Here is a 26220-nt window from a genome sequence, read left to right as displayed (position 1 = left end):
TATGAATGAGGAGGATTTGACAATAGGCTTTTTAGTCGGCCACATTTTCCAAAATGCGGATTTCGTTGCGCATGATGTAGGCATTTTTTTCCGGCAGGCTGCCGTTTACCAGATAGTCGAACATCAGCTGCATGGCCCGGCGGCCCTGCTGATGCGGGTGCTGGTAGAGGGCGGCTTTGATTAGTCCCTTTTTCATCATGTCGATGGTGCTGGGAATGGTATCGAAGGCCACGATGGTGATGTCTTCGCGACCCACCGCCTGAATGGCACGGGCTGCGCCGTAGCCGCCGGAGGATACCACGAAGATGGCGTTGATTTCCGGATTGTCGGCAATCAGGCTGCGGGCGGCTTCGTAGGCTTGCAGGTCATCATCGGCGGTTTCTGCTACGCCCAGCAGGGTGAAATCGGGATGGTTGTGCATGACTTCCTGAAAGCCCTCCAGACGCTGATTGTGGCCCAGCATGTTGAGCGAGCCTAAGAGCACACCGGCCTTCAGCGTGGTGGGACAAATCATTTTGAGCAGAGCCCCGGCGGTGCGGCCGCCCTGCAAATAGTCGCTGCCCACATAGCAATGGCGGCGGCTGGATTCCACATCATTGTTGATGGTTACCACAAACATACCGTTGTCTACACATTCATTTATCTTATCAATCACCTGCTGGTCATTGACTGGGTTAATGATAAGGCCGCTGATTTTGTCCTTGAGCTCGTCGATAATGCGGCACTGTTCGGCGGCATCAAAGCCCTTCATGCTGCGCCAGATGACCTCCATGCCGTAGGAGGAAAAGCGTTCAGCGGCATGGTGCATGGTGGTGAGCATATCGTCAAAGAAGTGAACGCCTTCAGAGGCAATTAGCACGCCGACCACGGGGTGTTTTTTGCGGGCGGCCAGAGCCTTGCCCGCGGGATTGGGGCGGTAGTTGAGCTTCTTGGCCATTTCCACAATGAGTTTTTCTTTTTCCGGCTTCACGTTGCCGCGTTTGTTGAGCACGCGGTCTACTGTGCCTCTTGAGACGCCGCACAGTTCAGCGATTTGCTTTATCGTAACCATTGCCTTACCTTCCTTTGTCATTTCTGTTATCCTACAGTATAGTATATTCGGAAGGGAAGGGCAAATTCCTGCCGTGCTCGGGCAAAAAATAATGCTTATATAAAGCGAATTTCCGTATTACGTGCCGAAAGGCTGTCACAGCTGCGCTAAGACAGATGGCTAAAAATAATTTTTACCTTTTATACAGCTGGAAAAGCTAAAACTCGCGTTGCTCAAACAGTTAGCTTTTCCAGCTGATTTTAGTGGTAGATAAAAATTATTTTCTTTACGCCAACTGTCATACGCTTCGCTGTGACAGCCTTTCGGCACTAGTTGGTTATCCTTTTTTATTCGTTTCTTATTTAAGCGGTTTGGCCGTGATACTCTACGGTGCGGACTTCTTTCACCTTGTTCTGCGCATCAACCATGACAACCTTTGGCTTATGTGCCCGGCCTTCTTCTTCGGTGAACAGGGCGTAGGCCATGATGATGACGATATCGCCCGGCTGGGCGAGGCGGGCGGCGGCACCGTTTAGGCAGATGACGCCGGAGCCGCGGGGGCCGGGGATGGTGTAGGTTTCGAGTCTGGCGCCGTTATTGTTGTCTACGACCTGCACGCGTTCGTTGGGCAGGATGCCGGCTTTTTCCATGAGTTCTTCATCAATGGTGATGCTGCCCATGTAGGCCAGGTTGGCTTCGGTAACGGTGGCGCAGTGAATTTTTCCTTTGAGCATATTTAAGAGCATGGTTAATGGGTCCTTTCGTCAAGCGGAGAGAATTATGTTATCAATCAGGCGGGTTTGGCCGATTTTTACGGCGATGGCCAGCAGGGTGTCCTCATTTACTTCGGTCAGCGGTTTGAGCGAAGGGTAAGCGTAGGCCTTGACATAGTCAATGGAAGCCATGGGCTCCTTGTTGATTTCGTCTTTGACGATATTTTCCAGCGCCGCTACTTTGGTTTCGCCCTGAGCAAAGGCGGTTTTTGCTTCTTTCAGGCTGCGGGAGAGGACGAGGGCAGCTTCTTTTTCCTCAGCGGACAGATAGGTGTTGCGGGAGCTGCGGGCAAGGCCGGACTCTTCGCGGGCAATGGGCACCATGTTGATGTGCACGTTGATGTTGAGGTCCTCCACGAAGCGGCGGATAACCGTTACCTGCTGGGCATCTTTCTGGCCGAAGAAGGCTTCGTCTGCGCGGGCGAGGTTGATAAGTTTGGTGACAACCGTAGCGACGCCGCGGAAATGGCCGGGGCGCTGGGCGCCGCAGAGTTTGTGGGTGATATCGCCATCCACGTTAACATAGGTGCAGTAGCCTTCCGGATACATTTCGGAGGGTTCCGGATGAAAGACGGCGTCTACATTTACGCTTTCGAGTTTCTCGCAGTCAGCAGTAAACTGACGCGGGTAGGCATCATAGTCCTCGTTGGGCCCAAACTGCGTGGGATTGACAAAGACCGAAGCGATGACGATATCGCATTTTTCACGAGCCGCGCGCATAAGCGTCAGATGGCCTTCATGCAGGGCGCCCATGGTGGGAACAAGGCCGATGGTTTTGCCCTGAGCTTTGCAGTCAGCGGCGTATTTTTTTATGTCTTGGATGGTTGTTAAAATTTTCATAGCGGATTCTCCTTAATTGTTGTAAGCGGGGGCAGGTTCTTCATGGGCCTCGCGGTTGTCCTGGCGCACGCAGAAGTTGGCCACAAGGGAGCCGGAAACATTGTGCCAGACGCTGAAGATGGCACCGGGCAGAGCGGCGGCGGGATTAAAGTACATGACGGCAAGGCTTGCGGCCATGCCGGAGTTCTGCATGCCAACTTCAATGGCTACGGTACGCGCCTTGCGGGCATCCATATGCAAAAGTTTGGCGGCGGTAAAGCCAAGGGCTAGGCCAAAGGCGTTGTGCAGGATGACGATAGCAGCCATGGTAAGACCGACTGTTGCCAGCTTGCTGGCGGAGAGCGCCACCACACAGCCGACCAGCAGAACAATGCAGACTACCGAAACCAAAGGCATGGCGGGCATGATTTTTTTCGTCGTGTCAGCCATAAAGTGGTGTACCAACAGGCCGAGGATTACCGGAGCCAGTACCATCTGGGCAATGGAAATCATCATGGCCGTGAAGGAAATATCAATCCAGGCGCCGGCGAGGAAATAGGTCAGCGCCGGCGTTACGATGGGCGCCAAAAGCGTCGTGGTCATGGTCATGGATACGGAAAGTGCCACATCGCCTTTGGCCAGATAAGCGATAACATTGGAGGCCGTACCACCGGGGCAGGTGCCCACGAGGATAACGCCGATGGCCAGTTCCGGCGGCAGGGCAAAGACCTTGACCAAGGCCAGTGCCACCAGCGGCATAATGATAAACTGAGCACCTACGCCGATAGCGACTTCTTTGGGATGCTGAAGGACGCGCTTAAAGTCCTCGACTTTCAGCGTCATGCCCATGCCGAACATGACAACTCCCAGCATCCACGAAACATAAGGCCCTACCCAGGTCAGTGTTTCCGGCCGCCATGTGCCCAGAATACCAATGGCCACCACGAGCAGTGCCAGATTGTCCACAATTTTTTTGATGATTTTTTGCACAAAAAAACCTCCTCATAAAGTTGAATTTTTTTAGGCAAAAGAAAAAGGCTGTAAAGCAACGCGTTCCCAAGAGAACGGCAAAGATGCTTTCACAGCCTTGGTGTTTACTGATTGTACGGAAAATAACCTTAATAGAGCATATACCCCTAAAGCCGTCCCGGTTTCTGACAATCCGGGCAGTTTCTTTTATATGCTAAGATTAATTCTGTTCATAAAAGTATGACTCACAGCAATGATGTCATCTTTTGCCATGAGTCATATTTTAGCACTAATGCGTTGATTGGTAAAGGGGCGGTTTACTTGCTTCTTTTATTTCTGCTTACTCTTTTTGAATTCATCGAGAATCATGCGTTTGGCGATTTTGCCTGTGGAGGTGCGGGGCAGTTTTTCCATGAGGTGGAATTCGCGCGGAATCTTGTAGAGCGCGAGGTTGGCCTGCAGGAATTTCTTGAGTTCCCGCACGTTGATGTCCTGACCGTCATGGGTGCTGTAGAAGCAGGCACCGGCCTGGCCGCGCAGTTTGTCCTCGATGCCGATAACGGCAGCTTCAAAGATGCCGGGGAACTGGTAAACGAGTTCTTCGACTTCGCGGGGGTAGATGTTTTCGCCCATGCTGATAATCATGTCCTTGATACGGTCCACGATGTAGATATAGCCTTCTTCGTCACAGCGGGCCACGTCGCCGGTGTGGAACCAGCCGCCGCGCATGGCGTCCTGGGTCACATCCGGCAGGTTCCAGTAACCGAGCATGATGTTTTCGCCCTTGACGATGAGTTCGCCGGCTTCGCCCTGCGGAACTTCCTTGCCTTCGGCGTCAATCAGCTTCCACTGAATACCCGGCACAATCTTGCCGCAGGAGCCGACAATCGGTTTCTCCGGCGGGTTCATGGTGACAACCGGGCTGGTTTCGGACAGGCCGTAACCTTCGCAGATATCCACGCCGAATTTCTTGATGAAATCCTGCTGAATCTGCAGGGGCAGCGTCGTGCCGCCGCTGACCACAAGGCGCAGAGAAGCCATGTCCTCGGTGGTGGCCAGTTTCGTGAGCAGGCTGCAGATGGACGGCACAATGTATAGGTCGGTGACTTTTTCCTCGCGGATAACGCCAATGGTTTCCTTCGGGGTGAAGGAGTCGAGAATGACCACTTCGGCACCGCTGAAGAAAGAATAGAGCACGGAGCAGGTCCAGCCGAACGCATGGTACATGGGCAGTACGCAGAGTACGTTGTGCTCGGCCTTACAGCCCATGCCGTTGTCCCGCATCTGTTCGCAGTTGGCTACGAGGTTACGATGGGACAGCACAGCTCCCTTGGGGTTGCCCGTGGTGCCGGAGGTGTAGATGGTGGCACAGGGCTTATGCTCGTCAAAGTCAGCCCGCAGAGCCGGAGCTTCACCGATTTTGGGGTCGGCCTTGCTCATGGTCTTGATGTCGTACTGGGTAACCTTGAGGTCACAGCGCAGAGCTGCCAGCGCATCCACGAGGTTCAACGGCTGGTAGGTCAGCATGGTGCGGATGCCGGAATCCTTGATGATGTAGGCAATTTCGCGGTTGCTGAGCTGGAAGTTGATGGGCACGGAAATAGCACCCAGAGAAGCCGTTGCCATATAGGCAAAGACAAAATCCGCGCTGTTGCGGGAGAAGATACCCACGCGGTCCCCTTCGCGGACACCGACGGCATAGAGCCGGTTGCGGAAGTTGGTCACTGCGGTCTGTAATTCTTTATAAGTGAAGCGGCGCTTATGGTCTACGATGGCCATGGCGTCAGGTTTGCCTTGCAAAATGAGTTCATGTACAAACATGATATTCCCTCTTTCTTTTCTATAAACTATGTTGACTAGCTCATACAAGATAAATTTTATACCAGGTCATAAAAAAAGTAAAGGGTTTTATTTGACGCTTATTTATTGGCTAAGCGGTAAATTTCGACAGCTGTCTGCTTGTCGATGGGGTGGAAGTTTGCCACCACTTTAGTGCCGCCAGCGGTGCAGGAATCGGCCAAAGCTTCCAGCACATCCTCACTTTGCACGTCGATGCCCAACTCGGTGAAATTGGTGGGCATATCGATTTCTTTGAAGTACGCTACGGTCTTATCAATGCCTGCTTTGGCCCGTTCTTCTTCCGTACCTTCGGTTATGCCCCAGACTCTTTCGGCGAATTTGGCAAAGCGGGGAATGTCATCCCGGTAGACGTAATTGGCCCAGGCCCCCCAGACGGCGGTCAGGCTGGCTCCATGAGTTACGTCAAAGCGGCCGGACAGTTCATGGCCCAGCTTATGGCAGGCAAAGTCCTTGCAGCGGCCCAGTTCCGTAAGTCCACAATGGGAGATGGTGCCTGCATACATGATTTCGCTCATGGCATCGTAGTCGGTCTGGTCCTTGATGGCCCGGCGGGTGGCTTCGATGACCGTAATCATCAGGGCTTCGGCAATCCGGTCGGTCAGGGTGTTTTCTTCCTTGACGCTCGTGAAGTAGCGTTCTAATGTATGCATGAGAATATCGGAAGTGCCGCAGATAAGCTGTTTTTTCGGAATGGTATAAGTGAGTTCCGGATTCATAAAGGCCAGCGCAGGACGGTTGAACGGTGTGTTGAGTCCGGCCTTTTTGCCCGATTCCTCGTTGGTGATAACTGCCGAGTCACTGGTTTCGCTGCCAGCGGCGGACAGGGTCAGCACTGCACCTACAGGCAGGCTCTTTTCCAGTTTTACGCTGCCGTTCCAGAAACTCCAGACGTCGATTTCCGGATTAGCGGTACCATGGGCGGTGGCTTTGGCGGAGTCAATAACACTGCCGCCGCCGACTGCCAGAATGAAATCAGCTTTGAAGGCAATGGCTTCCTTGACGGCTTCCCGCACCCAGCTCAGCCGGGGATTGGGCTGAACACCGCCCTTGGACTGGGTAAACAGGCCCGCCTCCTGCAGGGATTTTTCAATTCTGCCCAGCAGGCCGCTTTTGACCACGCTGCCACCGCCATAGACGATGAATACCCGATGGGCATTATAGGCGGTGAGTTTTTCGGCAGCCTTATTTTCGGCGCCACGGCCAAAGACGATTTCGGTGGGAACTTTGAAGTTAAAGGATTGCATAAGAATACCTCCGTAAAGAATTGTTCGCTATCATATTGTATATTAGTGATAAACGGGAAAAATCCTGCAAGGATTCCAAATAGACACAAAGAACCGGACGCATGAGCAGTACGTCCGGTTCTTTGCTGTGTATTATATTTTAGGAGAGCTTTAACGAAAGCCTGAATATAATATAGCACAAATGAGAATGAAAATCAATAACTTATTTTATTTTTTTGCGTTTTTATCCAGTTGGGCAAAGAATTGTTCCATAGGAACGGGGTGCGCGAACAGGTATCCCTGGCCTACATGGCAGCCGGTAGCTTTCAGCAGGCGTTCCTGTGCGTCGGTTTCGATGCCTTCCACCAATACCCGCATGTTGAGGCTGCGGCCCATCTGGATGACCTGCTTCAATATGGTCAGGCTGCGCTCGCTGTTTTCAGCGGAGAGCAGCATACTGCGGTCAATCTTCATGATATCCATGGGCAGGTTCCGCAGCATGGCAATGGAGGAGTAGCCCGTGCAGAAGTCATCCATGGACAGGGAAAAACCCATGCTCTTGAGACGCCGGGTAATCTGCAGGGCGCTTTCATTTTCTTTCTTGGTGGTAAAGTCAATGAAGGAGGTTTCCGTAAGCTCCAGTTCCACAAGCTTGCGGGGCAATTTATAGCGGTCGGCAATAGTCTGCATGCTGGACAGGTAGCCCCGTTCGGAGATATGAAGGCCTGACTGATTGACCGAGATAGGCACCACGGGCAGTTTGTTCTTGAGCCGCTCGGAAAGTATCTTGCAGACTTCTTCGAGCACAAAGTAATCCAGCTTGAGCACAAAGCCGTTGCGCTCAAAGAGATTGATGAAGTGGTTGGGCATCAAAAAGCCCAGTTCCGGACTCTGCCAGCGTATCAGGGCTTCGGCACCACAGATTTCGCGGGTGGCGAGGTCATACTTCGCCTGCAGGTGAATCTGGAATTCGCCTTCGGCCAGGCCTTTTTCCATATAGAGTTCTATCTGCTGGTGATGGAGGAGTTCGTCATGCATGACGGAATTGAAGATACCAATGGTCTGGTTCGTTCCCATGATTTCGTTGCGGGCCATCATGGCGTTGTCCATCAGCAGACTGGCATCAATATCTTCTTGGCGAGGCACCGGGCAGAGACCGATATAGTAAGTGAAACTGGTGGGAATGCCGTTAATTACGACAGTGCGGGCATTCTTCTCCACTTGTTCTGCCGCTTGCCGCAGCGTCAGGCCGGTAGGTTTTCGGCAGAGCATATAGACATGGGTGATTTCCGCGGACAGGCCATAGCGCAGAATCCAGGGCAGCTTGCGGGTTACGGTTTGCATGCTGGCTTTGATGGATTCAGCAAAGAGCTTGGAACCGTAAACTTCCTTGAGGAAGGCCATACGCTGGGCTGAGATTATCAGGACAAAAAGCTCGCCTTTTTTCCTGGCTTCGTCGTAATGGGCAATGGCATGGGGCAGTTCATTGGTGAACCAGTGGATATTGTACATGCCTACAGAATTTACCAGATTGGCCTGCTGCCAGAGTTCCTGGGTGTAATTGTGCCGCAAGCGCAGGAAGATGAGCAGGCCGATGATGATTAGAAGCAGAATCCCTACCGCAAATCCCAGCGTCAGGAAGGGATTGCGGTAGATAATGGATTGCAGGGTGTCCTGGGCCTGCACCTGATAAACTTCACGGTTGATGATGCTGGTAATGTCCCGCGGATTGATATGGGTGACTTCCTTGTTGAGAATGCGGATAAGAATAGGGTCTGCCGTATCCCGTATCGCCATGGAAACCTGATGGGAGAACATCACATTGCCGTTGGTGTAGAGGTTGTAGTAATTTCCCCGGAAAATATCGCTTTGGGCGGTGATGGATTTGACGAAGGTTATGTCGGCTTCGCCTCGGTTCACCGCGGCCATGCAGTCGGCTACGTCAACGTAGTAGCGCAGTTGTTCTGTTGGGAACATCCTTTCGATGAACTGGTGCGTGTAGAAATGGGTTCGGGCGCAGGCCACCACCGGTGCTGCCGGCAGTGGTCTGTCCTTGCGCATGACGGAGACATAATTAAGCGTCAGATAAGGGAAGGTCAAATCAGCGTTATGGGCTTTGGCCCAGTTGTAGTCGGTGTAAAAATCCATCACCATGTCGATATCCCCGTTGGTGAGGTGTTCCATCATGGTTTGCTGGCTTTCTTCGGGGATGACTTCCAGCTTGATATTCAGGTCGGATTCCACCCGCTTGATGACATCCGCAATAACCCCGCGTGGTTTGCCGTTTTCCCAATAGGCATAGGGGGCCTGCCGGGGGGAAATCATGGTGCGGATAACGGGATGCGTGGTGAGATAGGCCTGTTCTTCGGGGGTGAGATTCAGTTTGAGGCCTGTGGAATGGTATTTTTCCAGCAGGTCGTGGCGGAAGAAGGGGTTGACCTCGGCGATGGTCTTCACGGCAGCAGAAATCTGAGGCGCCATTTCAGCCCGGTTTTCATCCAGTAACAGCCAGCCTAGGGATTCTCCCAAAGGCACAGAAATAGTGCCAGCGGGCAAATTTACGGGGATGGGTTCAGTGCTTCGGTTGGTCATTGGGCCATCGGGCAGGATAATCATATCAATGCTGCCTGATTTCAGCCGCAGGAGATTTTCTTCCATTGTACCGCTGGTATAGGCAGTGCGTCGGTTCAGATAGGTGGACAGTGCCTCGATGAATTCGTAGGCCGTGCCTTGATAGAGCAGCCGCTTGTCCTGCCAGATGCAGCCTTCGGTATCCGTGAAGCCTATCCGCAGAGCCGGGCGCAAAAATTCCGCGCTAAAGCCGCTGGCGGGGAAATATGCCAGCCACAGCATCAGCAGTAATAATATCCGTATCAGAAAACGCATGGGAAATCCACCTCCCTGGTGAATTATGCGAGACTATTCATACAGTTTCTATTCGTGATTGGCTGGTAAATTCCTTCTTGCGATAATAACTCTCAATTATATGCAATATTTATGAGAACTGGTGAAATCTATTGACTTTTCTTTTGCGACATCCTAAAATAAGAATCAATCCTGACAATTTTACTAAGGATTAAATAAACGAAGTTTTTACAGTGTTCCCACTGTTGTTTTAGAAGGAGAGTTTAGTAATGGCAGAGCAGCTTTTGGAAATCAAGGATCTCCATGCCGGTGTAGAGGATAAGGAAATCCTGAAGGGCCTTTCCCTGTCCGTGGGCAAGGGGGAAGTGCATGTTATCTTAGGGCCGAATGGTTCCGGCAAGTCTACGCTGATGAACATCATCATGGGCCATCCCAAGTATACGGTAACCAGCGGTTCCATGACATTTGAGGGCGAGGATATGACGGAGATGAAGACCTTCGAGCGCAGCCGCAAAGGCCTGTTCCTGTCCTTCCAGACCCCGGAGGAAATCCCTGGTATCACCGTAGAGAATATGCTCCGTACGGCCAAGCAGGCCATCACGGGGGAAAAGGTAAAACTCCTGCCCTTCCGCAAGGAACTCAAGGCCACCATGCAGGAACTCAAGATGGACCCGGAATATGCTCAGCGCTATTTGAATGTTGGTTTCTCCGGCGGTGAGAAGAAGCGTACGGAAATCCTGCAGCTTCTGATGCTCAATCCGAAATTGGCGCTGCTCGATGAAACGGATTCCGGCCTCGATGTCGATGCCGTGCAGATTGTGTCCGAAGGTGTGGCCAAGTTCCATAACGAGGAAAATTCCTGCCTGATTATCACTCATAACACGCGCATTCTCGAACACCTTAAGGTGGATAAGGTACACGTGCTGATGAACGGCCAGATTGTGGAAGAAGGCGGCCCGGAACTCATTGAGGACATCAACAGCCGCGGCTTTGCCCATATCCGTGAAGAACAGGAAGGTTGAGCGCTATGGCTGAGAAGAAGAAAACCTATGTAGAGGATATCGAGCGCACCCTCTACGATATCAAAAACGAAGACCATTCGGTCTATAAATCTCATAGCGGCCTGACGCCGGAAATCGTGCGGGATATCTCCAAGCGCAAGAATGACCCGGAATGGATGACCGAGTTCCGCTTAAAATCCCTGGAAGTTTATAATTCGCTGGAACTGCCCACCTGGGGGCCGTCCCTCGAAGAATTAAATATGGACGATATCGTGACCTATGTGCAGCCCGATGCCAAGATGACCGGCAGCTGGGAAGAAGTGCCGGAGGATATCAAGGATACGTTCGACCGGCTCGGCATTCCCGAAGCGGAAAAGACCTCTTTGGGCGGCGTTGGTGCGCAGTATGACTCGGAAGTGGTTTACCACTCCATTCAGGAAGACATGGTCAAGCAGGGCGTTATCTATACCGATATGGAAACGGCGCTTGTAGAGCACGGGGATATCGTCAAGGAATACTTTATGACTCTCGTACCGCCCAAGGACCATAAATTTGCAGCCCTGCATGGCGCCGTTTGGTCCGGTGGATCCTTCGTCTATGTGCCGGAAGGTGTCCATGTGGAAATGCCCTTGCAGAGTTATTTCCGTTTGAATGCTGCCGGTGCTGGTCAGTTTGAGCATACACTCATTATTGTAGAGAAAAATGCCAGTCTGCACTTTATCGAAGGCTGCTCGGCACCGAAACATAATGTGACCAACCTCCATGCCGGCTGCGTGGAACTTTTCGTCAAGGAAGGCGCGCGCCTGCGGTATTCCACGATTGAAAACTGGTCGCGCAATATGATGAACCTCAACACCAAGCGCGCCTTGGTGGAAAAGGACGGCATTATCGAATGGGTGTCCGGTTCCTTTGGTTCCCATATTTCCTGCCTCTACCCTTGCAGTGTGCTGCATGGCGAAAATGCCCGCTGTGAGTTTACGGGCGTAACCTTTGCCTCCAAGGGGCAGAACCTCGATACGGGTGCCAGCGTTATCCATGCGGCACCGCATACCTCGGCCAACATCAACACCCGTACGATTTCCAAGGCGGGCGGCATGGCGACCTACCGCAGTGCCGTCAAGGTGACGAAGAACGCGCCTTACGCCAAGTGCTCCGTGAACTGCGAATCCCTGATGCTCGATAACTTGAGCCGCAGTGATACGCTGCCGGTCATGGATATCGAAGGGGATGAGGCCGATATCGGGCATGAAGCCAAGATTGGCCGCATCAGCGATGAGGCCATCTTCTATCTGACCAGCCGCGGCATTGACGAAGAAGAAGCCCGTGCCATGATTGTGCGTGGCTTTGTCGAGCCGATTGCCAAGGAACTGCCGCTCGAATATGCACTCGAAATGAACAATCTCGTCAACATCGAGCTTGAAGGTACTATGGGGTAAGGGATTAAGGAGGAAAAGACAATGTTAAATGAAGAAATTTTTTCCGCCATTCCCATGCGTACCTGGCGGTGGCTGAAGGTCAATGAAGTTCCCGTTCCGGCAGGGCTTAGCGAAAATGTCCAGACGGAAAAAATCCTCGTGGAAACCGGCGAAAGCAAGAGCATCGTGCTCGACAGGCGTGAGGGCGGTGCGCTGGAAGTACAGGCTCATATCGCCGACGGCGGGGAACTGAATCTGATTTATGCTCAGCTGGTGGACGAGAACGAAGCTGCCACGAGCCGCATCAAGGTCTATGTGGGCAAGGGCGCAAAGTTTAATTATACGACCGTGGAAGCCGGTGCCAAACATACGGCGGCAGAACTTACGGTGGACATGGCCGGTGACGACAGTTTCGCTGATGTCTGGGGGCTGTACTTCGGTGACGGCGGGCGCAAGATTGACCTCAACTACATCATCCGTCAGCAGGGCAAGCGTACAGACGGCAATATGCAGGTGCGCGGGGCACTGCTCGGCGGTGCGGAAAAGACCTTCCGCGGCACGTTGGATTTCCTCGAAGGTTCCAAAGGCTCGGTGGGGCGTGAGGATGAGGAAGTTATGGTCCTGTCCGACCATGTGCAGAACCGCAGCGTGCCCATCATGCTGTCCCATGAAGACGATGTGGACGGCCATCATGCGGTAAGCATCGGCAAGATGGACGAAGAGAAGCTCTTTTACCTGATGAGCCGTGGCCTCGATTTGGCTGAAGCGCAGAAACTCGTGGTGGAAGCAAACTTCCAGCCAGTTCTTGACCGCATTGACAACGATGAATTAAAGGCAGAAATTGACGCTTACCTGCAAAGGAGGCTTTCTAATGGCTGATGCACAGGAATTTTTGAAGGATTTTCCCTTATTGAATCATAAAATCAATGGCCGCAAGGTGGCGTATCTTGACAATGGCGCCACCACCCAAAAGCCGGAACAGATGATTCAGGCTATCTGCGGCTACTATGGCGGCTGCAATGCCAACCCGCATCGCGGCGCCTATGCCCTGTCCATTAAGGCTACGGACATTTACGAGGGCGCGCGAAAACGCACGGCGGAATTTATCAAAGCCAAGCGCCCGCAGGAAATCATCTTTACGAAAAACGCTACGGAAGCGCTGAATCTTGTCGCTTACAGCTATGGCCTGCACAATGTCAACGCCGGGGATGAAATCGTGATTTCGATTTCCGAACATCACAGCAACTGCGTGCCCTGGCAGATGGTGGCCAAGGCCAAGGGCGCAACGCTCAAATACATCTATCTCGAAAAAGACGGCAACTTGTCCGCAGAGGATATCGAAACGAAGATTACGGAACGCACGAAAATCGTCGCCGTAACGCAGGTGTCCAATGTGCTAGGGCTCAAAAACGATGTCAAGGCGATTGTCAAAAAAGCCCATAGTGTCGGGGCTGTCTGCGTGGTGGACGGCTCGCAGAGTGTAGCCCATATGGCTGTCGATGTGTCCGATTTGGACTGCGATTTCTTCGCTTTCTCCGGCCATAAGATGCTCTCACCGATGGGTATTGGCGTGCTCTATGGCAAATATGCGCTGCTCGATGCGATGGAACCCTTCCTGCGCGGCGGCGATATGATTGAGTATGTGGAAGAACAGGACTCCACCTGGGCTGAAGTGCCCGCCAAATTTGAGGCTGGTACGCAGAACGTCGGCGGCGCGGCAGGTCTGGTCGCGGCGATTGATTATCTCGAAAAAATTGGCTTTGACCGCATTGAGGCCATCGAGGCGGATTTACTGAACTATGCCCTGCCTAAGCTCAGGGAACTGCCGTTTATTGAGCTATACGGCTGTGACACGACGCAGGACAACAAGACGGGCATTATCGCCTTCAATGTCAAGGATGTGCACCCGCATGATGTGGCCTCCATTCTCGACAATGACGGCGTAGCCGTGCGGGCGGGCCATCACTGCGCTCAGCCCCTGCACCGTTATCTCGGGCAGAATGCGACCTGCCGGGCCAGCTTCTACCTGTATAACACGCGGGAAGACATTGACCGCTGGATTGAATCGTTAAAGAAAGTAAGAGGTGTACTTGGTTATGGCGCTTGATGATGTGTATACGGAAGTTTTAGGAGAACATAGCCGCAACCCCGACCATAAGCATAAACTTTCCTGTGCCACCTGTCAGATGAAGGGCAAGAACCCCAGCTGCGGTGATGAAATCACCATTGAACTGCAGGTGGAAGGCGGCGTTGTAAAAGAAGCTGCCTTTACCGGCGTGGGCTGCGCCATTTCCCAGGCCAGCACCGATATCATGGCCGAGCTTATCCGCGGCAAGCGTGTTGAAGATGCCCGCCGCCTTGCCAATAAATTCATCTCCATGATTAAAGGCGAACTGGTGGATGAGGATGAACTCGAAGAACTCGACGAAGCCCTGGCGCTCAAAAACGTGGCCCATATGCCCGCACGGGTAAAATGTGCCGTGTTGGCATGGCATACGCTTGACGATGCGCTCAAAGACCAGAAATAAGCATATAGGGAAAATAAATGCAAGTTATCCACAAAATCTTGGGGATATCCACGGCAATTCTGTGGATAACTCCGAGGTTTTGTGGATTTTCTGCATCCATGGTATAATTTCCTGTGGATAAATGTGAAAAAGGAAAGGTGTTTATAATGGCAATAAAAGAAATCAAACCCGATGATTTTAATGAGAGCGTATTTAAGGTAATTGGCAAGGACTGGCTGCTGATTGCAGGAGAAGCAGAGGGCAAAAGCAATGCCATGACAGCTTCCTGGGGCGGCATGGGCATTATGTGGGGCAAGCCGGTGGCTTATATCTTCATCCGCCCGTCCCGCTATACGAAGGAATTTGTGGATAAGTCCGAAGGGCTGACACTGTCCGTATTCGGTGAGGACCGCCGCAAGATGATGAATTACTTCGGTACGGTATCTGGCCGGGACGAGGATAAAATCGCCAAGAGCGGGCTGACCGTAAAACATGACAATGGACGTACCTACTTTGATGAGGCCCGTGTGACCATGCTCTGCCGCAAGCTCTATGCACAGGAACTCAAGCAGGAATGTTTTATCGACAAGGCTGCAGATGAACGCTGGTATCAGAATGACTATCATACCATGTACATCGTCGAAATCGAAAAGATTCTGGTGCAGGAGTAAGATATGAGCGGGGACAGGGAACAACTGATTCCGGTGCTGAAAAAATCTTCTTTGGCAGCGGGCATGAGTGATGAAGAAGTGGCGGAACTGTTGGCTTCTGCTCAGGTGCATCTGCGGGAATATCCCAAGGGACAGATTGTCTTTCACGAGGGCGATATGCCCAAATCCCTTTATATCCTGTTGGCGGGTGAGGTGCATATACTCAAGGACACTTTCTCCGGACGGCGCATCTTCCTGTCGGAAATCAACGAGCCGGGGGATATGTTTGGGGAAGTCTACGAGGTGCTGAAGCAGCCCTACGATATGTATGTGGAAACCGTCACGCCTGTACGCCTGCTGGAAATATCCAGTGACTTATTCACCTTGGAAGCAGGCGGCAAGCTCAGCCGCAGTGCGCTGAAAATCCAGCGCAACCTCATGCGCATCTTTGCCCGTAAGGCATACTTCATGCACAACAAGATAAAGGTGCTGGCCAGCGGCAGCTTGCGGGAGAAAATCATCCGCTTCCTGTTCATTGAATTGCAGGGCAAGCGGGAATTGGAACTTACTGGCAGCCGCGAATTTATGGCTGCCTATCTGGCGGTGACAAGACCTTCCCTGTCGCGGGAACTCTCCGCCATGCAGAGAGAGGGAATTATCGCGGTGGATGGGAAATGCGTCAAAGTGCTGGATATGGAGCGGTTTGAGGAATACTTATAAATTCGACAAGCCCTGCCAAAAGTGTTACAATGGGGGCTGCTGAGGGGAGGGCGTAATGGATAAGATTACAATAATTGTTCCTTGTTATAATGAACAGGAAGTAATAGAGAAGTTCTATACGGAAGTGTCCCAGGTTTTGCATGAGGTTCCGGGATGTGAATTTACATATTTATTTGTCAATGATGGCAGCAGGGATAATACTTTGACCATGTTGCAGGACTTGTCCAGCCGTGAAGAAGCGGTGAATTATCTGAGCTTGTCCCGGAACTTTGGCAAGGAGGCAGCCATGATGGCCGGCCTTGACCATGCTGAAGGGGATGCGGTCATCATCATGGATGCGGACTTGCAGCATCCGCCGGAGCTGATTCCGGAGATGATTGACTGGTGGCACAAGGGCTATGATGATGTCTGCGCCAAGCGCACGGACCGGGATGATGAAACCTGGTTCAAGCGCAATATGGCGAATCTGTTTTACCGTGCCCTGCAGGCGGTTTCCCGTTTCCGGGTACAGCGAGATGTAGGCGATTTTCGCCTGCTCGACAAGCGTTGTGTGGCGGCTTTGCGGCTGATGCGGGAGAATCAGCGCTTCACCAAGGGCATGTTTACCTGGGTGGGCTATCGGAAAAAAGAGATTCCCTTTCATGTGGGGAAACGGGCTGCAGGCACGACGACATGGAGCTATTGGGCGTTGTATAATCTGGCGGTGGAGGGCATTACCTCTTTTACCACAGCTCCTTTGCGTTTGACTACAATTTTGGGGCTGGGCGTATCGGGACTCGCGATGATTTTTATGTGTTGGGTGCTTTTTAATGCCCTTTGTTATGGTGACCCCGTAGCCGGGTATCCTACGATGATGACGGTTATCCTTTTTTTGGGCGGCGTCCAGCTATTGTCCTTGGGGATTATCGGTGAGTATCTGGGCCGTGTGTTTACGGAGAGTAAGGGCAGACCGGTCTATTTAATCGATGAGCACAACGGGAAAAAGATGATTTATGGCAGCCGGGCTGAATGGCTGCCACATGAACGTGATTGATGACAGGGGAGTGTGAGGATTTGTCGCAGAGTCAAAACCATTTAGGCAGGAATTTATTGGTGCTTGCCGGGATTTTTCTGCTGATGCTGGTGCTGAACCATTTGATGCCATTGCATCGTGATGATTACGATTATTCACTGATATGGATGACCACGGAGCATATAACTTCGGCGCAGGACACGGTATATTCGGCTTATCGCCATTATCTTTTGCATGGCGGGCGCATGTTTACGGTCTTATGTTTGAATTTCTTCCTTTGGTTAGGGAAGTTTGCCTTTGATATAGCCAATGCCCTGATGTTTACGGCACTGGTGGTGCTGCTCTATTTTCATGCCCGCCGTTCGGTGGAATGGCGGCAGGAGCCGCTTATCTTAGCCGTTACGGGGCTGTTTGCCTGGCTGTCTTTCCCTCATTTTGGAGAGGTGGCTGTCTGGAAAAGCGGTTCCACGGTTTACCTCTGGTCGGCCGTGCCTGTGGCCTTGTTTCTTTTGCCGTACAATATTACACTGGCCAAAGGGCAGGCGTCTTTGCGCAGTTGGGCGATACTTCCCATGTTCCTGTTGGGCATTATCGCCGGCTGGTCGGTGGAAAATCTGGCGGTGACCGTTGTAGGCCTGACCTTTGGTATCAGCTGGTATCTGCGCCGTCAGGGAAAAATGGCAGGCTGGATGCCTGCCGGTGCTTTTGGTTCCCTGCTGGGGCTTATCGGCCTTGTGGGGGCACCGGGCAATTTCGTTCGTTATGATGACCAGGGCGCAGGCAAAGGGATTTTTGCCCATATCGGCAATCAGTTTGCGGGCAATGGGGAAATGCTTCTCTATATCCTGCCATTGGTTCTGCTGCTGCTTTGTGCCTGGCGCATCTACAAGCTGGAGCTTGCTGAAAAGAAGGGCTTGGCGATAGACCGTGCACCTTTGCAGTTCGGCTGGCGGCAGTGGGCCTTGTTGGGCGTTATCCTTCTGTTAGTGGTGTCCTATTTTAATGGCAGCTTTGTGGCTTGGACGGTGCGGGATATTCTCTATGCGGTAGTGATGGTTCCTCTGGGATTGACCAAGCCGAAGACCATTGACCATTTCGATAACCTGTTCAAAGGTTTTGATGAGATGGCTATTTACTGGCTGACGATTTTCTTCGTTTATGCATTGGTCAAGAAACAACTGGGGCTGACCTCGCCGGTCATCAAGATGCTGGCGCAGAAGGTCAGCGCGCGGGAAGTATGGCAGGCATTTCCGGCTGTGCGCTATGCAGGCTATATGCTGGCTCTGGCGCTTATCAACAACTTTGTGATGATTGCGGCGCCGACATTCCCGGCCCGTGCCACGTTCAGTTCCGTGGCGATGATTATCATCGCGGCGGTAGCTGTTCTGCGGGAACCGCTGATTCGCGGCTACTTTGCTGCTCATGGGCATAAGGTGTTGATGGCAGGTGCGTGGGGATTGGCTCTCTTTACCTTGTCGGCTTCCATGCTGGTGACTTATACCATGCAACAGGAAAATGATGCCCGCATTGCCATTGTGCAGGAAGCTGCGGCTAAGGGCGAACCTATCGCCTATATGGAACCTATTGCCATGAAGAACCGTGCCCTGCGCCATGTGTTCTTCGTCGATTTTGACAATGGCGTGACCAAGGATGGCCTTTGCAAGTATTATGGCATTAAGGACATCAAGGTCAATACCGATAAAGAAAAACATCGTTAAAATTAAACATACCAAAAAGGACATGCTGTGGGGGCATGTCCTTTTTAGTAGAGAATTAGAGAATTTAGGAATCGAATGTATGTGTAATCCTTCGTGGGGAAGAATTAGCTAAGGGGATGCCAATCAGGTGTTCTTGGCAATAACGGCACCAACTACTGCGCCCAAAATAGCGGCGGTGTTGCGCTCACCCTCGGAATATTTCTTGGGGTGTTCGTTGTGGTGTCTGTGTGCAAGTTCCTGCACTTCGTAGTTGTGTCCATGATGAAAGGGACTTGCTTCTGCAGCGCTTACCGTAAGTCCGCCAATCCCCAGGCTCATAACTCCGGCAAGGGCGATAGCAGTCATTTTAACATTCTTGGTGTTAAGCATCTTGTATCTCTCCTTTGCTGTCAAACTAAGTTTTGTTAACTCCTGACTACATTGGTCATTATAGAAGGCGAACATTAAAATACAAGAAGAAGGGGATTAAATTTCCATTAAAAATTTTTCATTGTCAACTTTTTCGGGTAATTTTTTGCCCTGCAAGGCATGGTTTTTAGTGTTATAATTAGAAGGTATGTTTTATTTTTGGAGGACGGAAATGTTAGCGGCAGAAGAATATAAGGATATAGAGGAAAAAATTCAGCGGGGAGAGCGGCTCACCCGTGAGGACGGCCTGCGCCTGTTCCATTGTCACGACCTGGCCTGGCTGGGGGCTATGGCGGACATGGTACGGAAGCGGAAATGCGGGGATATCGTCTACTATAACGTAAACTGTCACGTAAATCTGACCAATATCTGTACATCCCATTGCAAGTTCTGCGCTTTTGGCCGGGACTGCAACGAAAAGGGCGCCTATGAAATGACAAAGGAGCAGGCTTTGGCTCTGGTGGCAGATGCTATGCAGGACCCGAACCTTGCCGGGCTCCATGTGGTCAGCGGGCTGCATCCTACCTGGACTTTCGAGCATTATCTGGGAATTGTCAAAGCCATCCATGAAGCCTATCCGCAACTTTATATGAAGGGGTTTACCGGCGTGGAAATCACCCACTTTGCAGAAATCTCCGGACTGTCGGTGAAAGAAGTGCTGATTCGCCTGCGCGACGAAGGCGGCCTGCAGGCTATTGCGGGTGGTGGTGCAGAAATCCTCTCCGACCGGGTGCGGGATGAACTTTGCCCGAATAAAGCCACGGCGGATGAGTGGCTTGAAGTGGCTCGCACAGCGCACAAGTTGGGCATTAAGTCCAATGCCAGCATGCTCTATGGTCATATTGAAACCTTGGAGGAACGTGTGGACCATCTGCTGCGCCTGCGGGATTTGCAGGACGAAACCGGCGGCTTCCAGACCTTTATCTGCTTCCCGTTCCTGCCGAAGAATACGGAGCTTGGGGAAAGCATCAAGCAGACCAGCGTCTGGGATGATTTGCGTACCATGGCGATTTCCCGCCTGATGCTCGATAATTTCACGAACATCAAGGCCTATTGGGTCATGCTCACGGTGCCCGTGGCACAGGTGGCCTTGGGCTTTGGGGCCAACGATATCGATGGCACGGTGCACAAGGAAACGATTCTCCATGATGCCGGGGCCACCAGTCCCACGGCGCTTTCGGAGGATAATATCATCTGCATTATTCGGGAGGCCGGACGGATTCCGGCGGCCTGCGACTGCAATTTCAACATCCTGCGGACGTTTGATTAAGGAGGAGCTATGGACAACATGCAACGCGCACGGGCAAAGGCGGAAGCTGGGGAACGGCTGACTCTGGCAGATGCGTTGGCCCTCTACGAAGACAATGACCTGCTCTTTCTGGCTAAATGCGCCCGCCGCATGAAGGAAGTCAAAAGCGGCAAAAAGGTCTTTTATACCGTAAACCGTCATATTAATCTGACCAATATCTGCAGTGCCAACTGCCCGCTCTGTGCCTTTCAGGTAAAGGATGGGGACAAGCGCGGCTTTGTACTGGAAACAGATGATGTGGCCAAGATTCTGGACAGTGCCAAAGAACTCAAAAATCTTTCGGAAATTCATATCGTCAGCGCCCTGCATCCCGATAAGGATTTTGACTACTACAAGAATATCGTAAGGCAAGTGCGGGCGGCACTGCCAGAAGCGGATGTCAAGGCGTTCACGCCCGTGGAAATCGTAAACTTTGCCAAAATCAGCGGCAAGAGCATTTTAGAAGTGCTGACCGAGCTTAAAGAGGCAGGCCTGGACAGCCTGCCTGGCGGCGGGGCGGAAATTCTTTCGGACAGGGTGCGGGAGATTATCTGCCCGAAGAAAGCCACCACGAATGAATGGCTGGAAGTTATGCGCACGGCGCATAAGCTCGGCATTCGCACCAATGCGTCCATCATGTATGGTCATGTGGAAACCATTGAGGAACGTCTGCAGCATTTGATTACCTTGCGGGATTTGCAGGATGAGACGCATGGTTTTCAGGCCTTTATGCTGTTCCCCTTCCATCCGGAGCATACGGAACTGGGCGAGGAGCGCAGCCTCAAGCGCGTGGGTTCCTGGGAAGATATGAAGATGCTGGCGCTGTCCCGCCTGATTCTCGATAACTTCGACCATATCAAGGCTTTCTGGATTATGCTGACCATGCCGATTGCGCAATTGGCCTTGGGCTTTGGAGCGGATGATTTGGACGGCACCATTGGTGAGGAAAAAATCATTCATGCCGCCGGCGCTAAGACTAACACGGGCATCACCCGCACGGATTTGGAGAAATTTATCCGTGAGACGGGCTATGAACCAGTACAGCGGGATACTTTTTATCGGGAGGTGCAGGAATGATGCGGCTTAGTGAAGAAAAAGGTATTGACCTGCTGAAAAATGGCGACCCCATTGAACTTGGCATACAGGCGGATAATGCACGAAGAAAGCTCTTTGATGATACGGTGACCTTTATTGTGGACAGGAACATCAACTATACCAACGTCTGCAAGAATGAGTGCAGATTCTGCGCCTTCTTCCGCCGCAAGGAGTCCAAGGACGCCTATCTGCTGAGCAATGAGGAGATTCTGGCCAAAGTTGCGGAAACTGTAGCGGCAGGTGGTACGCAGGTCATGATTCAGGGCGGGCTTTATCCGGACTTAGGTCTTGATTATTACGAAACGATGCTGCGCAGTATCAAGGAGAAATTCCCTCAGATTACGATTCATTCCTTTACGGCCACGGAAATCCAGTATTTTGCCCAACAGGCAGGACTTTCGATTCTCGATACGCTGAAGCGTCTGCAGGAAGCGGGGCTGGACAGCCTGCCCGGCGGCGGTGCGGAAATCCTTGTGGACGAAGTGCGCAAGCGAGTCAGCCCCAAGAAAATCATGACCGAGGACTGGATGCATGTCATGGAATGCGCCCATAGCATTGGCATGGAGAGTACAGCCACCATGGTTATCGGCTTTGGCGAAACCATGGCACAGCGCATTGAACATATGGAAAAAATCCGCCGCCTGCAGGATAAGACCGGTGGTTTCCGCGCCTTTATCACCTGGACCTTCCAGCCCGGTAATACGGAACTGGGCGGCGAAAAGACCAGCGGCTGGGATTATATGAAGACTTTGGCCGTGACCCGCCTCTATATGGACAATATCAAACATATCCAGGGCTCCTGGGTCACGCAGGGCGAGCGCATCGGTCAGTTGACCTTGGGCTTTGGCGCCGATGACCTCGGCAGTATCATGCTCGAAGAAAATGTCGTGCGGGCCGCTGGTACGCAGTATGAAATGTCCATCAATAAGATGACGGAACTGATAAAGGGCGCAGGCAAACAGCCCGCTCAGCGTGATACAGAATATAATGTAATAAGACGATATTAAAAAAGCCTTCCCCTTGAGGGAAAGGTGCCCCGTAAGGGGCGGATGAGGTGTGAAGACGATGAATGACCATAAAATCCCCGCAGCCGCCTACGCCGTAGTCGGCGGCTCGGGTACATTATCCAGCAATTTTCCGGCCAACGTGACCGATAAGGATGTAGAAATTCTGGCCGACAATCTGCGCTTTAATACGCCTTACGGCGAAAGCCCCGCTATGCGCCTGTTCCGTGTGGGCGAAAAGCGGGTGCTCACCGTCAAGATGCACGGCTGGCGCAGCGGCGTAACCCGAGCGGATGCTTCGCGGCAGGTATTCTGGGTTTTCCGCGAAGCTGGTGTTAAGCGCATTATCTCCGAAGGTGGTGTAGGCACCGTCAACAAGCTGCTCGATTTGCGGGACTTCATCATTCCGGATGATTATCTCGACCTTTCCGTGCGCAAGGATGTGATGCTCGATGGCCGCTATCTGCTCGTGATGCGTGATGCCCTGTGCCCGGAAATGCGGCAGGCTTTGATTGCGGCTACTAAGAAGCGTTTTGACGGCCGGGTATTTATCCGCGGGACCTATGCGGTAACCGATGGCCGCCATTTTGAAAGTCCGGCCGAAGTGGCCATGATGAACGGCCATGCCGATATCGTGGGCCAGAGCATCTGCCCCGAGGTCTATCTGGCGCGCGAAATCGGTGCCTGCTATGCAGGCCTGTACTTCACGGTGAACTACGGCGAGGGGATTAAGGAAAAATGGTCCCATCAGGATATGGCGGATATCTTCTACGATGATGCGCCGATGATTGGTGAGATTATCCTTGAAACCATCCGCAATGTGGATGCAGACGACAGAAAGTGCGAATGTCTGTCCCTGCGCAAGGAAACCTTGCTCAAGGACGTATATAACGAAGTGTCAGCCAAAGGTTAACGGCGGATAGCACCTGGGAGGTGACTCGTTTTGACAGCGGAGGAAATGAGGAATTTTTTCGGTGGACAGGGCTTGCGGCCTGAGCTTTTGGCGCAGGCTGCGGCCTTTCGTGAGGCTAATCCCTGGCAGGGAAAAAGGGAGGTAAATACGCCCCGTTTTCCCTACTTTGGCACAGAAATTTTAACAGCGGCATTGACGGCTCTGTTGGCGGGGGCAAACCTCCTGCTGGCAGGGCCTAAAGCCACAGGCAAAAATATTCTGGCAGAGAATCTGGCGCTGCTCTTGGGGCGGCCACTTTGGAATGTGTCCTTTCATATTGATGTGGATGCATCTTATCTGATTGGCATGGACACTTTCAAAGGCGGCGAAGTCTGCTTCCGGCCCGGCCCTGTCCATGAGTGCGTGACGGCGGGCGGCATCTGCGTCCTCGATGAAATCAATATGGCCCGCAACGAGGCCTTGGCGGTGCTCCATTCGCTGCTCGACCATCGGCGCCAGCTGGAGGTGCCGGGCTATGACCGCTTAAACCTTCATCCTGCCACCCGCTTTATCGCCACCATGAACTATGGCTACAGCGGCACGCGTGAACTGAATGAGGCGCTGCTATCCCGCTTTGTGGTCATTCATATGCCGGTGCCCGGCGAAAGCGAGCTTACCTCCCTGTTAAAATACGAATTCCCGGATTTGCGGGAAAATGCTGCCCGCACAATGGTAGCTTTGTTCCTCGACCTGCGGCAGAAATACGAAGCCCGGGAAATATCTGGCCGGGCGCTGGACTTGCGGGGATTATTGGAATCCCTGCGTCTCATTAAGCTGGGGCTTACGGCGGGACAGGCTTTTTCCATGGGGCTCACGGGCAAATGCTTTGATTTGCAGGAGCGGGCTTTGGCTGAGGACATTATCGCCCTGCGCCTGCCGGCGGACTGGGGCAGGGAAGAAATCTTTGCGGGGTAATTTGACATGTCAAAGGAAAATCTTCATGCCCAGCGGCAGAAACGGGCACGCAATATTGTCTGGACAGCGGCAGGGCGCTATGACTTTCGCCCGGCCTTTTTGTCCTTTTACGCAGACGGTGAACCGGATTTATACCTCAATTCAATTGTGGGACTGGTTCACCGTCATTATGATGCAGAAAAACTGACCGCTTACCTGCAAAATACGCTGGATAAATCCCTGCTGGGAGAGCTCTTTGTGGATCTTTTCTGGTTGGGACTGGAAGCGGCGGCCTATGAAAAGGAACTGCCTGCCCGCCCTGTTTTGGCAAGTTTGCGCCGTCAGCATGCGGCGCGGTTTCTGCGGGAGGATGTGGACTTGTCCTTTCAACAGCTTATGCTGCGGCAGGAACTGGCCCATAATCTCAAATGCGCCCGCTGTCGGGAGATTTTGGGCGGTAAGCCGGAACTCTTAAACCCTTGGGACAGGAAACTTTATAAAGCCCTGCAGTTTACAGGACAAATGAGTACTGAGGAAATCATTGCCGCCATGGAGCGGATTATCAAGCGCTTCTTTCGCTTTCATTGGTACGGTGCCCCGCGCAAAGCCCTGCACTTTTCTTTATCGCCAAGGCTCAAGACACTTTTGCATAAAATTCTGCCCCTGCATAGTCGCTATGGGGAGAATTTTGCGGCGGGCATGCTGCTGCCTGCTGCAGGTGAAAATGTGGCTGAGGAAAAATCCTTTTGGCCGGGGGTGAAGGTGGGCAGGAAGTCAGAGGCGGAACTTAGCCGCCTTTACGGCGAGCCGTTGTTCAGTCAGGAACGGTTAAGCGGGATAGAAGGAAAACTTTGCCGGGGCATCCATCGCCATGCCCAGCTTTGGTTTACCGGAGAAACGGGGAACGTGCAAAGTGAGAATTGGGAATTTTTTCAGCAGCAACAGATGTGGTTCCATACGGAATTACGGGAACTTACCCGCCGCCTGCAAAATGCTTTGCTCGTACACCGCCAGCCCATGGAACTGCCGGCCCGCAGCGGACGCCTGGCACCCGGCCGGGTATGGCGGGGCGTGAAATTGCAGGACAGCCGGGTTTTTACGGCGGCGGAAAAGGTAAGCTATGCTGATTTTTCCGTGATGCTGCTGCTGGATGCTTCGGACTCCCGGCAGGGGCGGCAGATGGTGATTGCTACGCAGGCGTATCTGTTGGCCGAGGCCTTGGGACAGGCGGGAATCCGATTGGCAGCGGCCTCCTTTTTCAGTCAGGGCGGCTGCACAATTCTGCGCCTGCTAAAAGGCTTTGACGACAGTTCAAGTCGGGGAATCTTCGCTTACAAGGCGCAGGGCTGGAACCGGGACGGGCTGGCCCTGCGGGCGGTGCCGGAGCTTTGGGGAGAGATGCCCGGCAGGAAGTTGCTTTTTATCCTGACCGATGCCGACCCTAGCGATGAGCAGCTTATTCCAGCCGAGGGCCTTGGCACCGCCACAATTTACGGCGGCCTTCCGGCAAGGGAAGATGCAGCCCAGGGTGTTAAGTATCTGAAAGCGCAGGGATTTGCCGTTATGGCGCTGATAAACAGCGTGATTTCCGCGGAGCTGGTGACGGAGGCAGCAGGCAAAATCTATGGCTCCGACTATATTCATCTGCAGGATTTATCGCATATGGCCAACAAAGTAGGAGATATGCTGGAGAAGGAAATTTTTTCGCATAGCGGTTGACAACTTTACACTCCGGTGCTAAGATAATAAACGTGTTCAAGAAAACAATAATCCACAATACAGATACAGTCAATGAGAGGAAAGAGTACATTTCCCAGCAGACTTCCAGCGAATCGGGTATGGTGTAAGCCGATAGTCCAGCAGAAATGGAAAATCATCCTTGAGATATGGTGCTGAACGCATTTGACATGTCAAAGGCAGTAGGCGGCCACGGGGGCTTCCCGTTACAGAAGCCGCGTATGCTGGTACGTAGTAGAGTGCCCTGTCATAAAAACAGGCAGGGAATTTGGGTGGTAAC

Annotated in this window: 23 protein-coding genes and 1 other annotated feature (1 of these 24 only partly in view); of the genes, 15 read left to right on the top strand and 8 right to left on the bottom strand. The window is 52.4% G+C overall.

The features are described 5' to 3' along the window. Positions 1–31 precede the first annotated feature (31 nt). The 7 genes from T320_RS06365 to T320_RS06335 form a co-directional block, all read right to left on the bottom strand. Entirely contained in the window at positions 32–1051 is a 1020-nt protein-coding gene (locus T320_RS06365) for a LacI family DNA-binding transcriptional regulator (protein WP_026759695.1), read from the bottom strand. 341 nt (positions 1052–1392) lie between these two features. Continuing rightward, positions 1393–1776 (bottom strand): aspartate 1-decarboxylase, encoded by a 384-nt coding sequence (gene panD, locus T320_RS06360; protein ID WP_037354084.1) that lies wholly within the window; start codon positions 1774–1776, stop codon positions 1393–1395. 18 nt (positions 1777–1794) lie between these two features. Continuing rightward, a complete protein-coding gene (gene panC, locus T320_RS06355; RefSeq protein ID WP_037354082.1) occupies positions 1795–2643 on the bottom strand; it encodes a pantoate--beta-alanine ligase in 849 nt (282 codons plus the stop codon). Between the two features lie 12 nt (positions 2644–2655). Next, entirely contained in the window at positions 2656–3612 is a 957-nt protein-coding gene (locus T320_RS06350; RefSeq protein WP_037354079.1) for a bile acid:sodium symporter family protein, read from the bottom strand. Between the two features lie 309 nt (positions 3613–3921). Beyond that, positions 3922–5412, bottom strand: coding sequence for a class I adenylate-forming enzyme family protein (locus tag T320_RS06345; RefSeq protein WP_037354077.1), 1491 nt, complete (start codon positions 5410–5412; stop codon positions 3922–3924). Positions 5413–5510: 98 nt separating this feature from the next. Beyond that, positions 5511–6695, bottom strand: coding sequence for an iron-containing alcohol dehydrogenase (locus tag T320_RS06340; RefSeq protein WP_037354075.1), 1185 nt, complete (start codon positions 6693–6695; stop codon positions 5511–5513). 207 nt (positions 6696–6902) lie between these two features. Continuing rightward, positions 6903–9560: an EAL domain-containing protein gene (locus tag T320_RS06335; RefSeq protein ID WP_037354072.1), complete on the bottom strand. Its 2658-nt coding sequence runs from the start codon at positions 9558–9560 to the stop codon at positions 6903–6905. A 248-nt stretch (positions 9561–9808) separates the two neighbouring features. On the opposite strand from T320_RS06335, the gene sufC reads away from it, so the two are divergent. From sufC to T320_RS06290, 9 genes are all read left to right on the top strand, one after another. Further along, positions 9809–10561 (top strand): Fe-S cluster assembly ATPase SufC, encoded by a 753-nt coding sequence (sufC, locus tag T320_RS06330; protein ID WP_037354068.1) that lies wholly within the window; start codon positions 9809–9811, stop codon positions 10559–10561. Between the two features lie 5 nt (positions 10562–10566). Continuing rightward, positions 10567–11976, top strand: a complete 1410-nt coding sequence (sufB, locus tag T320_RS06325; RefSeq protein WP_037354066.1) for a Fe-S cluster assembly protein SufB — start codon at positions 10567–10569, stop codon at positions 11974–11976. Between the two features lie 21 nt (positions 11977–11997). After that, on the top strand, positions 11998–12834 hold the full coding sequence (locus tag T320_RS06320; RefSeq protein ID WP_037354063.1) for a SufB/SufD family protein: 837 nt from the start codon (positions 11998–12000) through the stop codon (positions 12832–12834). Next, positions 12827–14062, top strand: a complete 1236-nt coding sequence (locus T320_RS06315) for a cysteine desulfurase (protein ID WP_037354062.1) — start codon at positions 12827–12829, stop codon at positions 14060–14062. Before T320_RS06320 ends, T320_RS06315 begins: the two co-directional genes overlap by 8 nt. Continuing rightward, a complete protein-coding gene (gene sufU / locus T320_RS06310; RefSeq protein ID WP_026759706.1) occupies positions 14052–14483 on the top strand; it encodes a Fe-S cluster assembly sulfur transfer protein SufU in 432 nt (143 codons plus the stop codon). Before T320_RS06315 ends, sufU begins: the two co-directional genes overlap by 11 nt. 146 nt (positions 14484–14629) lie before the next feature. Beyond that, a complete protein-coding gene (locus T320_RS14585; RefSeq protein ID WP_037354060.1) occupies positions 14630–15133 on the top strand; it encodes a flavin reductase family protein in 504 nt (167 codons plus the stop codon). A 3-nt stretch (positions 15134–15136) separates the two neighbouring features. Continuing rightward, complete coding sequence (locus T320_RS14580) at positions 15137–15832, top strand: Crp/Fnr family transcriptional regulator (protein WP_037354058.1); 696 nt, start codon at positions 15137–15139, stop codon at positions 15830–15832. Positions 15833–15887: 55 nt separating this feature from the next. Beyond that, positions 15888–16865 carry a glycosyltransferase family 2 protein gene (locus T320_RS06295; protein ID WP_037354055.1) on the top strand — a complete coding sequence of 326 codons (978 nt, stop codon included), beginning with the start codon at positions 15888–15890 and terminating at the stop codon, positions 16863–16865. A gap of 20 nt (positions 16866–16885) precedes the next feature. After that, positions 16886–18562 carry a DUF3329 domain-containing protein gene (locus tag T320_RS06290; protein ID WP_037354052.1) on the top strand — a complete coding sequence of 559 codons (1677 nt, stop codon included), beginning with the start codon at positions 16886–16888 and terminating at the stop codon, positions 18560–18562. A gap of 123 nt (positions 18563–18685) precedes the next feature. On the opposite strand, the gene T320_RS06285 is transcribed toward T320_RS06290, so the two are convergent. Next, positions 18686–18931, bottom strand: a complete 246-nt coding sequence (locus T320_RS06285) for a hypothetical protein (protein ID WP_037354049.1) — start codon at positions 18929–18931, stop codon at positions 18686–18688. A 211-nt stretch (positions 18932–19142) separates the two neighbouring features. On the opposite strand from T320_RS06285, the gene mqnE (T320_RS06280) reads away from it, so the two are divergent. Genes mqnE (T320_RS06280) through T320_RS06255 form a run of 6 tightly spaced genes read left to right on the top strand, consistent with a single transcriptional unit; the run spans position 19143 to position 25922 of the window. Next, positions 19143–20240 carry an aminofutalosine synthase MqnE gene (mqnE, locus tag T320_RS06280; RefSeq protein WP_037354047.1) on the top strand — a complete coding sequence of 366 codons (1098 nt, stop codon included), beginning with the start codon at positions 19143–19145 and terminating at the stop codon, positions 20238–20240. A 9-nt stretch (positions 20241–20249) separates the two neighbouring features. Next, positions 20250–21335 carry an aminofutalosine synthase MqnE gene (gene mqnE, locus T320_RS06275; protein ID WP_037354044.1) on the top strand — a complete coding sequence of 362 codons (1086 nt, stop codon included), beginning with the start codon at positions 20250–20252 and terminating at the stop codon, positions 21333–21335. Beyond that, positions 21335–22360 (top strand): cyclic dehypoxanthinyl futalosine synthase, encoded by a 1026-nt coding sequence (mqnC, locus tag T320_RS06270; RefSeq protein WP_037354146.1) that lies wholly within the window; start codon positions 21335–21337, stop codon positions 22358–22360. Before mqnE (T320_RS06275) ends, mqnC begins: the two co-directional genes overlap by 1 nt. 58 nt (positions 22361–22418) lie before the next feature. Beyond that, positions 22419–23270: an MTAP family purine nucleoside phosphorylase gene (locus T320_RS06265; RefSeq protein ID WP_037354043.1), complete on the top strand. Its 852-nt coding sequence runs from the start codon at positions 22419–22421 to the stop codon at positions 23268–23270. Between the two features lie 30 nt (positions 23271–23300). Then, complete coding sequence (locus T320_RS06260) at positions 23301–24224, top strand: AAA family ATPase (protein ID WP_156032756.1); 924 nt, start codon at positions 23301–23303, stop codon at positions 24222–24224. Between the two features lie 6 nt (positions 24225–24230). After that, entirely contained in the window at positions 24231–25922 is a 1692-nt protein-coding gene (locus tag T320_RS06255; protein ID WP_037354041.1) for a vWA domain-containing protein, read from the top strand. A gap of 63 nt (positions 25923–25985) precedes the next feature. After that, positions 25986–26220 (top strand) — a binding site (T-box leader) (it continues 24 nt past the right edge of the window).

The organism is Selenomonas sp. FC4001 (assembly GCF_000701565.1).
GTDB lineage: Bacteria > Bacillota > Negativicutes > Selenomonadales > Selenomonadaceae > Selenomonas_A > Selenomonas_A ruminantium_B.
Note: the sequence above shows the minus strand (reverse complement) of the source record. Positions and strands in the feature narration are given on the sequence as shown.

Coding starts and splice junctions, on each gene's coding strand:
- T320_RS06335 (WP_037354072.1), bottom strand. CDS start 9,560: ATGCGTTTTCTGATACGGATATTATTACTGCTGATGCTGTGGCTGGCA.
- sufB (WP_037354066.1), top strand. CDS start 10,567: ATGGCTGAGAAGAAGAAAACCTATGTAGAGGATATCGAGCGCACCCTC.
- T320_RS06315 (WP_037354062.1), top strand. CDS start 12,827: ATGGCTGATGCACAGGAATTTTTGAAGGATTTTCCCTTATTGAATCAT.
- T320_RS06295 (WP_037354055.1), top strand. CDS start 15,888: ATGGATAAGATTACAATAATTGTTCCTTGTTATAATGAACAGGAAGTA.
- panD (WP_037354084.1), bottom strand. CDS start 1,776: ATGCTCTTAAATATGCTCAAAGGAAAAATTCACTGCGCCACCGTTACC.
- mqnE (WP_037354044.1), top strand. CDS start 20,250: ATGGACAACATGCAACGCGCACGGGCAAAGGCGGAAGCTGGGGAACGG.
- T320_RS06265 (WP_037354043.1), top strand. CDS start 22,419: ATGAATGACCATAAAATCCCCGCAGCCGCCTACGCCGTAGTCGGCGGC.
- T320_RS06345 (WP_037354077.1), bottom strand. CDS start 5,412: ATGTTTGTACATGAACTCATTTTGCAAGGCAAACCTGACGCCATGGCC.
- T320_RS06320 (WP_037354063.1), top strand. CDS start 11,998: ATGTTAAATGAAGAAATTTTTTCCGCCATTCCCATGCGTACCTGGCGG.
- T320_RS06365 (WP_026759695.1), bottom strand. CDS start 1,051: ATGGTTACGATAAAGCAAATCGCTGAACTGTGCGGCGTCTCAAGAGGC.
- T320_RS14585 (WP_037354060.1), top strand. CDS start 14,630: ATGGCAATAAAAGAAATCAAACCCGATGATTTTAATGAGAGCGTATTT.
- sufU (WP_026759706.1), top strand. CDS start 14,052: ATGGCGCTTGATGATGTGTATACGGAAGTTTTAGGAGAACATAGCCGC.
- T320_RS06285 (WP_037354049.1), bottom strand. CDS start 18,931: ATGCTTAACACCAAGAATGTTAAAATGACTGCTATCGCCCTTGCCGGA.
- panC (WP_037354082.1), bottom strand. CDS start 2,643: ATGAAAATTTTAACAACCATCCAAGACATAAAAAAATACGCCGCTGAC.
- mqnC (WP_037354146.1), top strand. CDS start 21,335: ATGCGGCTTAGTGAAGAAAAAGGTATTGACCTGCTGAAAAATGGCGAC.
- sufC (WP_037354068.1), top strand. CDS start 9,809: ATGGCAGAGCAGCTTTTGGAAATCAAGGATCTCCATGCCGGTGTAGAG.
- T320_RS14580 (WP_037354058.1), top strand. CDS start 15,137: ATGAGCGGGGACAGGGAACAACTGATTCCGGTGCTGAAAAAATCTTCT.
- mqnE (WP_037354047.1), top strand. CDS start 19,143: ATGTTAGCGGCAGAAGAATATAAGGATATAGAGGAAAAAATTCAGCGG.
- T320_RS06255 (WP_037354041.1), top strand. CDS start 24,231: ATGTCAAAGGAAAATCTTCATGCCCAGCGGCAGAAACGGGCACGCAAT.
- T320_RS06340 (WP_037354075.1), bottom strand. CDS start 6,695: ATGCAATCCTTTAACTTCAAAGTTCCCACCGAAATCGTCTTTGGCCGT.